The sequence below is a fragment of the Pseudarthrobacter sp. PvP004 genome, assembly GCF_017876035.1.
Taxonomy (GTDB): domain Bacteria; phylum Actinomycetota; class Actinomycetes; order Actinomycetales; family Micrococcaceae; genus Arthrobacter; species Arthrobacter aurescens_A.
In genome coordinates, this window is record NZ_JAGINL010000001.1 from 1,311,210 (window position 1) to 1,326,130 (window position 14,921).

The 14,921-nt window shown below is 62.2% G+C and carries 12 protein-coding genes and 1 tRNA gene; 5 read left to right on the forward strand and 8 right to left on the reverse strand.

The window, feature by feature from the left end:
- Positions 1-32 precede the first annotated feature (32 nt).
- Both J3A64_RS05990 and J3A64_RS05995 read right to left on the reverse strand, forming a co-directional pair.
- A complete protein-coding gene (locus J3A64_RS05990) occupies positions 33-1,712 on the reverse strand; it encodes a sugar transferase (protein WP_011774835.1) in 1,680 nt (559 codons plus the stop codon).
- Between the two features lie 267 nt (positions 1,713-1,979).
- Complete coding sequence (locus tag J3A64_RS05995; RefSeq protein WP_011774833.1) at positions 1,980-2,237, reverse strand: hypothetical protein; 258 nt, start codon at positions 2,235-2,237, stop codon at positions 1,980-1,982.
- A gap of 39 nt (positions 2,238-2,276) precedes the next feature.
- Here J3A64_RS05995 and J3A64_RS06000 point away from each other — a divergent pair, with 39 nt between their 5' ends.
- Entirely contained in the window at positions 2,277-2,510 is a 234-nt protein-coding gene (locus tag J3A64_RS06000) for a DUF5703 family protein (RefSeq protein ID WP_011774832.1), read from the forward strand.
- Positions 2,511-2,521: 11 nt separating this feature from the next.
- Here the strand turns inward: J3A64_RS06000 and J3A64_RS06005 are convergent, their stop codons facing one another.
- On the reverse strand, positions 2,522-3,679 hold the full coding sequence (locus J3A64_RS06005) for an acyl-CoA dehydrogenase family protein (protein ID WP_011774831.1): 1,158 nt from the start codon (positions 3,677-3,679) through the stop codon (positions 2,522-2,524).
- Between the two features lie 28 nt (positions 3,680-3,707).
- The gene (locus tag J3A64_RS06010) at positions 3,708-5,012 is read right to left on the reverse strand and encodes a M20/M25/M40 family metallo-hydrolase (protein ID WP_043470269.1); all 1,305 of its coding nucleotides are present in this window, start codon (positions 5,010-5,012) and stop codon (positions 3,708-3,710) included.
- 268 nt (positions 5,013-5,280) lie between these two features.
- Here J3A64_RS06010 and J3A64_RS06015 point away from each other — a divergent pair.
- Positions 5,281-5,363 (forward strand) — tRNA-Leu (locus J3A64_RS06015).
- Positions 5,364-5,515: 152 nt separating this feature from the next.
- Here the strand turns inward: J3A64_RS06015 and J3A64_RS06020 are convergent.
- The 3 genes from J3A64_RS06020 to J3A64_RS06030 are packed head-to-tail and all read right to left on the reverse strand — an operon-like array spanning position 5,516 to position 9,142.
- Complete coding sequence (locus J3A64_RS06020; RefSeq protein ID WP_210063807.1) at positions 5,516-6,442, reverse strand: MaoC/PaaZ C-terminal domain-containing protein; 927 nt, start codon at positions 6,440-6,442, stop codon at positions 5,516-5,518.
- The gene (locus tag J3A64_RS06025) at positions 6,439-7,779 is read right to left on the reverse strand and encodes a 3-oxoacyl-ACP reductase (protein WP_014921905.1); all 1,341 of its coding nucleotides are present in this window, start codon (positions 7,777-7,779) and stop codon (positions 6,439-6,441) included. The genes J3A64_RS06020 and J3A64_RS06025 overlap by 4 nt, the downstream gene beginning before the upstream one ends.
- A gap of 10 nt (positions 7,780-7,789) precedes the next feature.
- Entirely contained in the window at positions 7,790-9,142 is a 1,353-nt protein-coding gene (locus J3A64_RS06030) for an acetyl-CoA C-acetyltransferase (RefSeq protein WP_210063808.1), read from the reverse strand.
- Between J3A64_RS06030 and J3A64_RS06035 the strand changes: the two genes are divergently transcribed.
- Complete coding sequence (locus tag J3A64_RS06035; protein WP_014921903.1) at positions 9,141-9,929, forward strand: TetR/AcrR family transcriptional regulator; 789 nt, start codon at positions 9,141-9,143, stop codon at positions 9,927-9,929. The genes J3A64_RS06030 and J3A64_RS06035 overlap by 2 nt on opposite strands.
- 46 nt (positions 9,930-9,975) lie before the next feature.
- Complete coding sequence (locus tag J3A64_RS06040; protein ID WP_014921902.1) at positions 9,976-12,081, forward strand: acyl-CoA dehydrogenase; 2,106 nt, start codon at positions 9,976-9,978, stop codon at positions 12,079-12,081.
- A 123-nt stretch (positions 12,082-12,204) separates the two neighbouring features.
- Here J3A64_RS06040 and glgA read toward each other — a convergent pair whose 3' ends face one another.
- Positions 12,205-13,401 carry a glycogen synthase gene (gene glgA, locus J3A64_RS06045; protein ID WP_014921901.1) on the reverse strand — a complete coding sequence of 399 codons (1,197 nt, stop codon included), beginning with the start codon at positions 13,399-13,401 and terminating at the stop codon, positions 12,205-12,207.
- A gap of 93 nt (positions 13,402-13,494) precedes the next feature.
- Between glgA and glgC the strand changes: the two genes are divergently transcribed.
- Positions 13,495-14,907 carry a glucose-1-phosphate adenylyltransferase gene (gene glgC, locus J3A64_RS06050; RefSeq protein ID WP_011774824.1) on the forward strand — a complete coding sequence of 471 codons (1,413 nt, stop codon included), beginning with the start codon at positions 13,495-13,497 and terminating at the stop codon, positions 14,905-14,907.
- The last annotated feature ends 14 nt before the right edge of the window (positions 14,908-14,921 follow it).

Genomic DNA, 14,921 nt, shown 5'->3' on the forward strand with positions numbered 1-14,921 from the left:
ACGCGATTTGCTTGGTTTGTTGCAGCTACTGGTTAGTAGGCTCCGGAGGGTTGAATCATTGCCCTGAAGGTCCGCCACATGATGATCAGGTCTCCCGCTATGGACCAGTTCTCGACGTAGTAGAGGTCCAGCCGCACGGCCTCATCCCATGGAAGGTCGGACCGCCCGTTGATTTGCCACAAGCCGGTGATACCGGGCTTGATGAGCAGCCGACGATGCGTGTGGCGTTCGTATCCACTGACTTCCCGGGCCAGGGGTGGCCGTGGCCCCACCAGGCTCATGTTGCCCACCAGGACATTCCAGAACTGGGGCAATTCATCGAGGGAGTACTTTCGCATCCACCGGCCGCAACGGGTGATGCGGGGGTCGCCGCGGATCTTGAAGAGCACACCTGCGCCCTCATCCCGGGTATTGAGTTCTTCCAAACGCGATTCGGCGTCCACCACCATGGAACGGAACTTCAGCATGTGGAAGGTGGTGCCCCTCCTGCCAACCCGCTCCTGCCGGAAAAGTACGGGGCCGGGGCTGTCATGGTGGACTATGGCGGCGAGGAGCAGCAGGATCGGTGACAGGATCAGCAATGCCGACGCCGAGACCGTAATGTCCATCAAGCGCTTGAGCGTGTGCTTGCCCCCGGAGTAATGCGGGATGTCCACGTGCATCAGGGGAAGTCCCTCGACGGGCCGCCAGTGGATGCGCGGGCCGGCAACGTTGGTCAGGGTGGCTGCGAGGACCAGCTCCGCGGCATTTTCCTCCAGCTGCCACCCCAGCTCTTGAATGAATTGGTTTCCTCCGGGAACGGGGCCGGCCACAATTACTGCGTTTGCCCCTGTTTGCCGGACTGTGTGGGCGATGCCGTAGATCGACGACAGGACAGGGACGCGGAGGTGGTCCACCTTCAGCACCGCACCACGCCGGGCACCTGGAAGACATGCTCCGAGGATGTCGTAGGCGGCGCCGGACTTTCGGTTGATCTGTTTGATGACGTATCTGACGTCCTGGGGTTCACCCACAACGATCGCGCGGGAGAGGCAGCGCCCACGGGACTTTTCGTGACTCAGCCACCGGCGGAAGCTCCACCTGCTGCCGGTGAGCGCCACCAGGCCAAGGGGCAGGGAGACAAGCACGAATGAACTGACGGCATCGAGCCGGAAAACCACGGCAACGATGCCCAGGAAGCCAAATACGCGAAAACTGGCCGACAGGACGCGCTTGTACTCCTCGGGTCCTACGCCGAGAACTTTGGGATCCCGGGTGCGGTAGACCTCCAGTGCACCCAACCAGACCAGGCCAAGAATCAATCCCGTCATCAGATGGTGCGTGAACGCAGGGCTTTCCGCTGCCAAGGACAGGCCATTGGTGTTGAGCGCAAAGCCCGCGAACACAGCCGCAGCAACGAGGGCCGTGTCCGACATGCGAAGGCTGTTGGTCAGCGAGTGCGTCCAGTCGGAGCGGCCCCGGCGAGGGAAAGTGATGCGAGGGGTCCTGCGGGTGACTGGCGGCACGAAGTCCAGGGTGACCTCGGACCTCGGTGCCGCCAGTCCCGCCTTTTCAGTCCGTTGTGCAGCAACGGACTTGTCAATCCAGGGAGACGCCGGCGGATTGACGTCGGCGATGGCATTTTTTGCGGGAAAGGCTGACCCCGCCAGGGCATGGTCCGCACCCGTGGGTGCCGCTACCTTGCCTATACGCAAGACTGGAACTTTCACCATGTCAGCCTTCTTTGCAGACCTGCCATTGCCTACTTATCAGTGAAGCGGCGGCGGTCAGGAGGCGCACCAGTAGTCTGTACTCAAGTTTGCGCAGGATTACCCATTGCATCTACGTGCGAGTACCTAGCCGGCGGCGACCACACTACGTGTTTTCGGGCTCGGCGACGAGGTGGAAAAGGCCGGAAATCCGGGCTGGAAACGGCACAAGAACGCGCCAGGAAGCCACAAAAAACCGGCCACCCAGTGGGTGGCCGGTCATCAGGGTATTTAGTCCTCTACGATTTCCAGGTCTTCGTCCAGAACCTCGTCGTCTTCCTCATCTTCGTCGTCAAAAACTTGAAGCGGAGTAACCTCGGAATAGGCCTCGTAGAGTGCGTCTTCATAAACCTCGAAGGCGTCAGCGACGGCGAAAAATGACGCTTCGACGTTGGGGTCACCTTCGCCCCTGCGCGCGGATGCGGCAGCGAGATGTTCTTCCAGGGCGGCGGTCAGTGATTGAAGCGCGACACGCGGATCGATGCTCATGACTTCACGTTAGCTGGAAAAGGACGAAAATGGAGAGGGATGAGAGAACAATTTCCGGGCAGCTCCGTTGAGCGCCAACGAGACTACGCACGTCAGTACGAATACCTCGTTCTGACGGTGGGACCTGACGATTCGCTGCCGGACGCCCGGCGCCGGCTTGCCGAGCATTCCGAATACGGCAAGTGGGAACTCGAGCGCAGCGTGCTCTATCTCGGAGGCGGCCGGCGCTTTTGGCTGCGCCGTAAAGTCTATTCCGTGCAGCGAACCGTCTAAAGCGTCCGCCGCTACTCCAAGGGCCCCAACCACGCGTTGGCCACGGTGTTATGCGCGGATTCATCATTTGACGGATGGAAGATACCGGCAAGCACATCCCGGTACAGGCGCTCCATTTCGGAGCCGCGGAAGTAACTGGATCCACCAGTAACCCGGATGGCCAGATCCACTACGTGGCGTGCATTTTCTGTGGCGCGGGACTTGATCCCCACAAGCTTTGGAAACCAAAGCGCCCCGTGATCCACCAGGTTGTCGACGTCTCGCGCAACGGCGGATATCTGCGGATAGATCCCATCCATCGCCAACGCGGCGTCTGCCACTTTCCAGCGGATATCCGGATCCTGCGCATAGCTGCGGCCACCGTACTTGGCTGACACACGACGCTTCACATTTTCCACGCCCAGAGTGAACGCTCGCTCGGCTACGCCGGTGTACACAGCGGCGAGCAACGTTTCGAAACAGGCGAAGATCGCGAAGATCAGCAGGTCCTTGTTGGGTCCCACGGGCAGTTTGCGGAAGATGCGGTCCGGGGGAATCACTGCCCCGTGCAAGAGGGTGGTGTTGGATGCACTGGCACGCATACCCAAGGTGTCCCAGTCGCTCAGTGTTTCGTGGCCCGGCTCATCGCGGCGGAGGAATCCAAAGACGAGCTCACCCTCACCGTCCCTGGCATCGATATCCTTGCCAAACGTGCCCAGCCGGGTCCAGCCGCGCGAGAGGCTGGTGAAGATCTTCCGGCCGGTGAACCGGTAGCCTCCATCGGGCAGCAGCTCTGCAACCGTGCCGGAATCGAACAGCATGGAATCGTTGCCGGCCTCGGAGATGCCGAAAGCAAAGACCTCACCCTGTCCGGCTTCCTTGAGTACGAAGTCCAGCGAGTCGTCTCCCCTGGCCGCCATGACCTGCGCGACGCCGGTCCACACCAGATGCATGTTCACGGCCAGCGCTGTGGCCGGTGCAGCCGTGGCGAGACGCTGCTGCAGCGCGGCTACTGCTTCGAGACCGAGTCCGGCGCCGCCGTCGGCCTCCGGTACGAACAGCTTCAGGTAACCGGCGGCCGCCAGGTCTTCCAGGTCTTCGTGGAAGAACTGGTTGTTCTGGTCGTATCCTGCTGCGCGGCCACGGAGCCGTTCGAGCAGTTCGTCGGGCAGGATTTCTTCGGGAGTCATGGCGTGGAGCTTCTTCCGGTGATTGCCGTTAGTAGTTAGTCAGCAGCGTGTTCAGGACGCGGGCACCGAACTGGAGGGATTCGGCCGGCACGCGCTCATCAACACCGTGGAACATCCCGGTGAAGTCGAGTTCGTCGGGCAGCATCAGAGGAGCGAACCCGTAGCCGGTGATGCCGATCTTGCTCAGTGATTTGTTGTCCGTGCCACCGGAGAGCGTGTAGGGAAGGACCTTGGCGCCCGGGTCTTCGGAGTGCAGCGCATCAATCATGGAGTCCACCAGGTTCCCTGCAAACGGCACCTCCAAGGAAACATCCTTGTTGACGTAGCTGATCTCGATGCCGTCCCCGGCGAGTTCCTTGATGGTCTCGAACACCAGCTCCTGCTGTCCGGGCAGTGTGCGGCAATCCACGAACGCCTCGGCAGACTCAGGGATGACGTTGTGCTTGTATCCGGAACGCAGGAACGTGGGATTGGAAGTGTTCTGAAGGGTGGCACCGACGAACCGGGCCACGGTACCAAGTTCCTTCAGCAGGATGTCCGGGTTGTCGGCGTCGAACTCGACGCCGGTGAGTTCGGTGACGCCGTCCAGGAACTGTCGGGTGGTGGGCGTCAGCTCCACAGGCCACTTGTGTTCGCCGATGCGGGTCACAGCACGGGCAAGGCGGGTAACAGCGTTGTCGGTGTTGATCTGGGAGCCGTGTCCTGCCCGGCCATGGGCTACGAGGCGCAGCCACGAGAGGCCCTTTTCCGCAGTTTGCAGCAGGTAGGTCCGCTGTCCGCCGATCGTGGCAGAGAACCCACCTACCTCGGAAATGGCCTCGGTGGCGCCATCAAAAAGTTCGCGTCGGTGCTCTACCGCGTACCTGGCGCCGTAGGTGCCGCCGGCCTCTTCATCTGCGAAGAAAGCGAAAATGATGTCGCGCTTGGGCTTGCGTCCTGTCCTGGCAAAGTTCCGCATGACTGAAAGGATCATGGCGTCCATGTCTTTCATGTCCACGGCGCCGCGACCCCAGACCAGGCCGTCCTTCAATTCGCCGCTGAACGGGTCCACGCTCCATTGGTCTTTGAGGGCCGGGACAACATCAAGGTGCCCGTGCACTACCAGGGCGTCCGCCGACGGGTCTTCTCCTGCCATGCGGGTTACCACGTTGGCGCGGCCCGGGGCTGACTCGAAGATCTCAGCTTCAAGTCCAACCTCGGTGATCAGCCCGGCTGTGTACTCAGCTGCCGCACGCTCCCCCGGCCCCGAGTCGTCTCCGAAGTTGGAGGAGTCGATGCGGATGAGCTCCTGGCAGATCCGGACGACTTCGTCTTCGGGGCGGATGACAGACATGGAAACTCTCCTTGCGTTGCTGGGCTGCAGGTTCCGGTGACGCACGCTGTGGTTTTCCCAGCGTTTCCGTCCCGTGTTCCCTCAGCCTACTCACCAGCAGCGGGCTCAGTCAGGTATTCGTTTCGCCGTGGGTCTTGGGACGCGCCTGCAGAGGAGCCTTGATCCGCGCCGATTTTTCAGCGCCCTGAAACCGTGTTAGAGTTTTTCTCGCTGCTTCGGAGGAAAGTGAAGCGCCGCAAGGTGCAAAACGAACTTCTGAACACCACCTGCGCGGGTGGCGGAATGGCAGACGCGCTAGCTTGAGGTGCTAGTCCTCGAAAGGGGGTGGGGGTTCAAGTCCCCCTCCGCGCACAATCACAAGGCCTGAAATCTACGGATTTCGGGCCTTGTTTGTTTTCCCGGCTTTCCCGGGCAAGTTGCGATGCGACCTTGATCACTATGGAATTAATGACGACGGCGGCAGTCACCTTGTGAGTGACCGCCGCCGTCCCATTTCGCGGACTTCAGAGCAAGGCCGAAACGCTGCCAATGAAGTGCCGCCTGCCGCTGCGGGGATTCCACGCAACGTAGTCCGATCGTTCCCAGCGTCCAGAAGCCGACTGGACCGTGGTGATGTCCAAGGCAACCCGCGTTGGCAGGAACACGGGAGCCTCAAAGGCCACGTCCCAGATGAAGGAATCCGCCTTGACGGCACCAACGTCAGCCAGCGCACGCGAGGCCAAGTACATGCCGTGCGCAATGGATCCTCGCAGCCCCAGTGCTTTGGCCGATAGGACACTTAAGTGGATCGGATTGAAGTCACCCGAAACGGTGGCGTAGCTGCGCCCGATGTCCAGGCCAAGCTGCCACAGGGCAGTGGGGTCCGGGGGTGAGAAGTCCGAGGCTCCCGATGCTCCGTTGACGCTGCCCGGCTTGTCGATGCCCGGCAGGAAGACGCCCTTGGCAAGGTAGGTGGAGACGCCTCGCCACAGCAGGTCTCCGCTGGAGCCGGCGTGGACCTCCGCCACCAGGTCCAGCATTGTTCCCGCCCTGTGGGCGGAGAGGTTCTCCGCCCAGGACCGGATATCCAAAGAGTCGGAGAAGTGGATCGGCATCCGCTGCTCTACGTGGTTCCTTAGGTGGATCATGCCCAGGAGCGGCAACGGGAAGTCGTCGCGGTTCATGACACTCATGGAAACAGGAAAGGCTAAAGCGTGGACATATCCTGCCGGGAGAATATCGCTTGCCGTCTCCCCTACCAGGTGCTGGTACGCGGTCAGGTTGCCGACGTCGGCCCGGACCCCCCTCACCTCGTGACTGACAGCCGGCAACTTCGTCTTTCCTGTGCTGGCCCCGAGGACCCGCCTACGGGCTGCCGTTGTGGCCGCGTTGACGTACAGCTTGGACAGCGATGGCAGCTCACCGAGGATAACGGGCTGGGGATGGTTCATGCTCCCACCAGTTGTTGTCCACAGACGCGAAGTACTTCTCCGGAAATTCCACCGGCAGCATCGCTGGAAAGGAAGGCAATGGCTTCCGCCACGTCCTGGGGCTGCCCGCCTTGCTTGAGAGAGTTGAGCCTGCGTGCTGCCTCGCGGATGGCGAAGGGCATTTTGGCGGTCATTTCGGTTTCGATAAAGCCCGGGGCAACTGCGTTGATCGTCCCCCCAAAAGACTCCATCAGCGGGGCGGTGGACCTGACCATTCCGATGACGCCCCCCTTGGACGCGCCGTAGTTGGTCTGCCCCCTGTTGCCGGCGATGCCGCTGGTGGACGCGACCGAAACGATTCGCGGCGAATCCCTGAAATACTCCGACGCCAAAAGGGCCTCGTTGATTCTCAGCTGGGCTGCGATGTTGACGGCGATGACAGACTGCCAACGGCCCTCGTCCATGTTGGCCAAGAGCCTGTCGCGGGTGATTCCGGCGTTGTGGACTACGATATCGAGTCGCCCATGGCGTTCCACGGCGTGCTCGATGATGCGATGGCCGGCGTCATCCCGACTGATATCCAGCTGCAGGGCTGTCCCGCGGACCTCGTTGGCAACAGCTGCCAGGTGGTCTCCAGCCGCGGGGATGTCCACGGCCACGATCTTGGCCCCGTCGCGGTGCAGGGTCCGGGCGATGGCGGCTCCGATTCCCCGTGCTGCGCCGGTGACCACTGCCACCTTGCCGGAGAGGGGTTTGTCGGCGTCGTTTGGCAAGCTGCCCGACGTTGAGCGGATGGTCAGGAACTGCCCATCCACATATGCGGAGCGGCCCGAAAGGAAGAACCGCAACGCCCCCAGGGCCGAAGGGCTGGTGGTCGCCAGATGGTCATCCAAGAGAATGCCGTTTGCCGTGGCTCCCGACCGCAGCTCCTTGGCCAAGGACCGCAGCAGCCCGTCAACCCCCTGCCGCGCAGCAGCGGATGCCGGCGACTGGGCCGACTGCGATGTCCTCGAGATGGTGACAACCCGGGCGTTCGGCGAAAGGTCCCGCAAGGAGGCGCCGGCGGTAAGTACGGGTTTGCCCAGGTCTTCGGGATGCTGGACGGCGTCGAGCACCAGGATGATGGCACCCAACTTTTCCTTGGGCAGCGCGTTGCGCCGGACGTCCAAGCCCCAGCCGAGCAGGGAGGTGGCGATGTCATCGGCCCCTGCGCTGTCTCCGCTGACCAGGACCGGGCCCGTGATGAGCGGATCGCCGGGTTGGTGGCGTCGAAGCACAACGGGCTGCGGCAGGCCGAGCTTCTTGGCTACGTCCTTCCCCAGTCCCTGACTTACGAGCTGTGTGTATTTATCTGTCATCTCGCTCCCCCTACGCTGCTTCCAGAATGGCAACAACACCCTGACCACCTGCGGCGCACACGGAAATCAGGCCCCGTGCGGGGCGGCCGTTGACGGCACCCTTCTCATGGAGCATTTTTGCAAGTGAGGCCACGATCCTCCCACCTGTTGCTGCGAATGGATGGCCGGCAGCCAACGATGATCCGTTGACGTTGAGCTTGGCACGGTCCACTTTGCCCAGCGCTCCGTCAAGGCCCAGCCGCGTCCGGCCGAACTCCTCGTCTTCCCACGCCGCCAGGGTGCTGAGAACGGTCCCCGCGAAGGCCTCGTGGATTTCGAAGAAGTCGATGTCCTCAAAGGTCAATCCTTGGCGGGCCAGCAGGCGCGGGACTGCGAAAACAGGCGCCATGAGGAGGCCGTCCTTACCGTGAACGAAGTCGACGGCGGCCGCCTCGCCATCCAGGACGGTTGCGAGCTTGGGCAGGCCGTGTGAGTCGGCCCATTCTTCTGTTGCCAGCAGGACCGCGGAGGCTCCATCGGTGAGGGGCGTCGAGTTTCCCGCGGTCATGGTCGCCTCGGCACCCAGGTTCTTGCCGAACACGGGCTTCAGCGTGGAGAGCTTCTCCAGTGTGGTGTCTGCGCGCAGGTTGGAGTCGCGGTTAAGGCCGCGGTACGGAGTGATGAGGTCATCGAAGAAGCCTCGCTCATAGGCGGCAGCGAGGTTGCGATGGCTGTTGAAAGCCAATTCATCCTGCGCTTCCCGGGAGATTTTCCACTGGGCAGTAGTGAGGGCTTGGTGTTCGCCCATCGACAGCCCTGTGCGGGGCTCTCCGGTGTTGGGGGCATCCGGCGCCAGGTCCTTGGGGCGGATCCGGCCGATGATCTTCAGCTTCTGCATGGGGGTCTTGGCCCGGTTCAGGTCCAGCAGGATTTCGCGCAGGCCTTCACTGACAGCGATCGGGGCATCCGATGCCGAGTCCACCCCACCGGCAATCCCTGAATCGATCTGCCCTAACTTGATCTTGTTGGACAACCCAAGAACGGTCGCCAGGCCGGTTGCACAGGCTTGTTGGAGGTCGTATGCGGGGGTTTCGGGTGACAAGGCAGAGCCGAGGACGGCTTCCCGGGTGAGGTTGAAGTCCCTTGAGTGCTTGAGCACTGCCCCGGCTGCCACCTCCCCAATGCGTTCATCTTGGAGACCGAACCTGGCAATGAGCCCTTCCAGTGCAGCGGTGAGCATGTCCTGGTTGGAGGACTTAACATATGCCCCGCCAGTGCGGGCGAACGGAATGCGGTTGCCGCCCACGATGACCGCCGAGCGCGTTGCTTGAGGGGTGGAAGCCGGTTCCAAGGGCCCGTCCGTGGTCACGTCTGCTGCAGCCATGCTTATCTCCTTCGATCGATGCCAGTTACTGATACCCAGCGTACCTGATACGCTGGGTATCGTGAACAGTCGCCACGAAGAATCCACCAGCCCCGCCGGCTCCCCCGAGGTTGTCCTCGAAGTCCCCGGGGCCATGGAGTCCGAAGCCGTTGTTGACGGGCGAGCGGCACGGTGGCAGTCCCACCGTGAAGAGCGCCGGCGGGAACTGATCAAAACCGCCCGCAAGGCAGTTCACCGGCTGGGAAGTGACGCCTCGATGGAGGACATCGCCGGAGCAGCCGGAACGTCGAAGTCGGTCTTCTACCGCTACTTCGGGGACAAAGCCGGGCTTCAGCAAGCAATGGGCGAGGTTGTACTGGGTCAAATGCAGCGTCGCATGCAGGAAGCCGCCCAACTGGCCCAGACACCCCGCGAGGGGTTGTTCGCCATGGTTTCCGCGTACCTGCAGATGGCCGAGTCCAGCCCCAACGTCTACGCCTTCATCACCCGGCTCACTCCCGGGGAGGCTTCGGCCCAAGACGCTATCGCGGCCTCAGGCGCGTTGGGTAACTTCTTCGAGCAAATCACGGACATGATCGCGACTCCCATGCGGGAGCACCTCGGCGAAGAGAAAGAATCCGTCATCGTGTACTGGCCCACTGCCGCCATCGGACTGGTCAGGAACGCGGGCGAAATGTGGCTGGGAAGCCCCGCCAGCAGCACCAAACCCGACCAAGCAACCATGGCCGGGCAGATCACTGATTGGTTGTGCCTGGGCATCGCCCCGGAACTCAAGACCACCACCTGACGCAAGAAATGACTCATCAGTTGTCGGAACCAAAGAAGGAAACAACATGACTGAAGTAGTGGACCGGGCCTCATCGGCCAACCAGCCCTCAGGCCGCGACGACGCAGCCACGCCCAGCGCTGCCGAGCCTGTGGTGGATGTCGCTGCCCTGGGAGAGCAGCTCCTGGGCAAGTGGGCCCACATCCGGCACCAGGCCCGCGCGGTGGCAGGCAACCCGGCGGTCCAGAAAATCGAGGGCCTGCACCACACCGAGCACCGTGCCCGAGTGTTCGAGCAGCTGAAGTTCCTGGTGGACAACAACACCGTCCATCGCGCCTTCCCCACCCGGCTGGGCGGCTCCGACGACCATGGCGGCAACATCGCCGGCTTCGAAGAGATCGTCACCGCCGACCCGTCGCTGCAGATCAAGGCTGGCGTCCAGTGGGGCCTCTTCGGCTCTGCAGTGATGCACCTCGGCACCGTGGAACATCAGGACAAGTGGCTCCCCGGCATCATGAGCCTTGAGATTCCAGGCTGCTTCGCCATGACCGAGACGGGCCACGGCTCGGATGTCGCCAGCATTGCCACCACGGCTACCTACGACGAAGCCAGCCAGGAATTCGTGATCAATACGCCGTTCCGGGCGGCATGGAAGGACTACATCGGCAATGCAGCCAACGATGGCCTGGCCGCTGTGGTGTTTGCCCAACTGATCACCAAGAACGTGAATCACGGTGTCCACGCTTTCTACGTGGAACTCCGCGATCCAGCCACCAAGGAGTTCCTTCCGGGCATCGGCGGTGAAGATGACGGCATCAAGGGTGGACTGAACGGCATTGACAATGGCCGGTTGCACTTTGCGAATGTACGCATCCCCCGCACCAACCTCCTGAACCGCTACGGTGACGTCGCTGTGGACGGTACTTACTCCTCCACCATTGAAAGCCCGGGACGCCGCTTCTTCACGATGCTCGGCACCTTGGTTCAAGGCCGTGTTTCCCTGGATGGAGCCGCTGTGGCTGCCAGCAAGGTTGCCCTCAAGACCGCCATTCAGTATGCCACCGAGCGCCGGCAATTCAACGCGTCGTCCAGCACCGATGAAGAGGTCCTGCTGGACTACCAGCGGCACCAGCGCCGCCTGTTCACCCGGCTCGCCACCACGTACGCCGCCAGTTTCGCGCACGAACAGTTGTTGCAGAAGTTCGACGACGTCTTCTCCGGCGCCCACGACACCGATGCCGACCGCCAGGACCTGGAAACCCTGGCCGCCGCGCTCAAACCGCTCAGCACCTGGCATGCCCTGGATACATTGCAGGAATGCCGGGAGGCATGCGGCGGCGCAGGCTTCCTGATCGAGAACCGCTTTGCTTCCTTGCGAGCGGACCTGGACGTCTATGTAACCTTCGAAGGCGATAACACTGTCCTGCTCCAACTGGTGGCCAAGCGCCTCTTGGCCGATTACGCCAAGGAATTCCGCAGCGCGGACTTTGGCGTACTGGCCCGCTACGTTGTGGACCAGGCGGCCGGGGTGGCTCTGCACCGTACGGGTCTAAGGCAGGTGGCCCAGTTCGTGGCCGATACCGGTTCAGTCCAAAAGGCTGCTTTGGCGTTGCGGGATGAGGAAGGCCAGCGGACCCTCCTCGCAGACCGCGTGCAGTCGATGGTGGCAGAAGTCGGTGCGGCACTGAAGGGCGCCAACAAGCTCCCCCAGCACCAGGCTGCAGCCCTCTTCAACCAGCACCAACACGAACTCATCGAAGCGGCCCAGGCGCACGCCGAACTCCTCCAGTGGGAAGCCTTCACTGAGGCTCTGGGCCACGTCTCTGATGAAGGGACCAAGCGGGTCCTGACGTGGCTGCGCGACCTCTTCGGGCTGTCCCTGATCGAGAAGCACCTGTCCTGGTACCTCATGAACGGGCGTCTTTCGATGCAGCGGGGCCGGACCGTGGGTACGTACATCAACCGCTTGCTGGTCAAGATCCGCCCGCACGCCGTGGACCTCGTGGATGCTTTCGGCTACGGTCCCGAGCATCTGCGCGCTTCCATAGCGAGCGGTGCAGAAGCCGTCAGGCAGGATGAAGCCCGCGAGCACTTCAGCGAGCAGCGGGCCAGCGGAAGCGGCCCTGCAGACGAGAAAACGCTCCTTGCCCTGAAGGCCCGCAAGTCGCGTTAGCGGTACTTCCTCACCAAACGGTGAACAGTTGCGGAACTTTGTTAAAGCACGACGGCGCCGTCCCCACCAAAGGGGACGGCGCCGTCGTGGTTTGACGTGATGCCGGGACGCTTTAGTCCTGTCTTACCGCAGGACTGAGCGGTAGACCTCCAGCGTGGTTTCCGTAATGGACTCCCAGGAGAAGTGTTCCTCCGCCCGGCGTCGCCCTGCAATTCCCATCTCGCGGGCGCGGGCAGGATCGGCTACTACTTCATTCAGGGCCGCAGCGAAGTCGCTGACGAACTTCTCCGGATCCAAAGGCGTTCCGGTTCCGTCGGTAACCTGTTCCAATTCGACCAGGAGTCCGGTTTCGCCATGCTGAACCACTTCCGGAATGCCGCCGGTGGCACTGGCCACCACTGCGGCACCGCAGGCCATGGCTTCCAGGTTCACGATGCCCAGGGGCTCATAAATCGAAGGGCAGGCGAAGGCCGTGGCGTGGCTGAGGACTTGGATCAGCTCCTTCCGGGGCAGCATCCGCTCAATGAGGACGACGCCTTCGCGCTTGGCCTGCAACTCCTCGATGAGGCGCGCAGTTTCGGCGGCGAGCTCGGGAGTGTCAGCGGCCCCGAGGCACAGGACCAACTGGACATCGTCAGGCAGGCTTGACGCGGCGCGGAGCAGGTACGGCACACCCTTCTGGCGGGTGTTGCGGCCCACGAAGACCACGCTGGGCTTGGCAGGATCAATGCCCAGTGCCCGGATTGCGTCATCCTCTTCATCACGTTCCCACAGGGAAACGTCGATGCCGTTGTGGACAACCCGGACCTTGTCCGGATCCACGTTGGGGTAGCTGCGGAGGATGTCCTGACGCATGCCATCGGACACAGCAATGATGGCGGCGGCCGCCTCATACGCCGTCTTCTCCACCCAGGAGGACAGCGCATAGCCGCCTCCGAGCTGCTCCGCCTTCCACGGGCGCAGTGGCTCCAGGCTGTGGGCGCTGAGCACGTGCGGAATGCCGTGCAGCAGCGACGCGAGGTGGCCGGCCATGTTGGCGTACCAGGTGTGCGAGTGGACAAGGTCCGCTCCCGCAATGTCCGGAACGATCCTCAAGTCCACGCCGAGGGTCTGGAGGGCAGCGTTGGCTTCGCCGAGGTCTTCGGGCGTGGCGTAGGACGCCACGGTAGCCCCGTGATAGTCGGCATCACGCGGCGCGCCGAACGCCCGAACGTGAAGGTCAACGTGCTTTGCCAGCACCCGGCTGAGCTCGGCAACGTGGACACCGGCACCGCCATAAATTTCCGGAGGGAATTCTTTAGTCACAATGTCTATTCGCACGCTAACCAACGTAGTCGTTCCGGCGTATGTGTTCTAGTGTGAAAGAGTCCGGAAAATCGGACTTTTGGGGGATACGAAGACGTACGGGGAGCTGTGACCATGGCGTTGAAGAAAGTTCTGGCAATCGTATTGGCAGGCGGAGAAGGCAACCGACTCATGCCGCTGACGGCGGATCGGGCCAAGCCCGCGGTTCCGTTCGCAGGCGGCTACAGGCTAATTGACTTTGCACTATCCAATCTCGTTAATTCGGGATATTTGAAAATCGTCGTTCTGACGCAGTACAAATCGCACAGCCTTGACCGGCACATCTCGGAAACGTGGCGTATGTCCACGCAGCTGGGCCGCTACGTTGCTTCTGTTCCTGCGCAGCAACGTGTGGGCAAGAGCTGGTTCCTTGGCAGTGCCAACGCCATCTATCAATCGCTGAACCTCATCCATGACGACGCCCCGGACATCGTGGTAGTGGTCGGCGCTGACCACGTGTACCGCATGGACTTCTCCCAAATGGTGGAGCAGCACATTGCCAGTGGCGCCAAAGCAACAGTCGCTGCAGTGCGGCAGCCGCTGAACATGGCCAACCAGTTCGGCGTGATCGAGGTAGACCAGAACGATCCCCAGAAGATTGCCGCGTTCGTGGAGAAGCCGGCCAGCACCCCCGGGCTGGCTGCCGACCCCACACAGTTCCTGGCATCCATGGGCAACTACGTCTTCAATGCTGATGCCCTTGTTGAAGCGCTGCATGTGGACGCGGAACGCCTCGATACCAAGCACGACATGGGCGGTGACATCATCCCCTACTTCGTGGACCAAGGCGAAGCGGGCGTGTATGACTTCACGCTTAATGACATTCCCGGTGCCACCGAACGCGACCGGACCTACTGGCGCGACGTCGGCACCATCGACTCGTTCTACGACGCACACATGGACCTCATCTCCCCCGTGCCGATCTTCAACCTCTATAACTCCGAGTGGCCGATATACACGCGCCAGAGCATCTCGCCGCCTGCAAAGTTTGTTCGAGGCGAGAACAACACAGTGGGAACGGCCCTCGATTCCATTGTTGCCAGCGGCGTTGTGGTTTCCGGTGGCATTGTGGAGGGATCAGTCCTCTCCAACGACGCCTACGTGGCGGCCGGCAGCAGGGTCCAGGACTCTGTGCTGATGGACAAAGTCCGCGTCGGCGAAGGTGCCGTGATCAAGCGGGCGATTCTGGACAAGAACGTCAAGGTCCCTGCCGGTGCGGCCATCGGCTTGGACCCGGCCTTGGATAAGGCCCGGGGATATAAGGTCACGGAGTCAGGCATTACCGTGCTGGCGAAGGGCCAGGTTGTCCCCGAGCCCGGTGAGGCAGAGCTCGCGCTGTCCGCTCAACACCGCCGGGGGCTGCCGGAAGCTGTCAAGGCAGCCACCCATGATGATCCCGATATCCGCGACTCCGCTGAAAAGGTAGCTGCAGGCATCCAGTCACGAGTGGCGGACGCCGCGGCGCAGGGTGCCGCGCATTAGCCGGTAGTACCGTA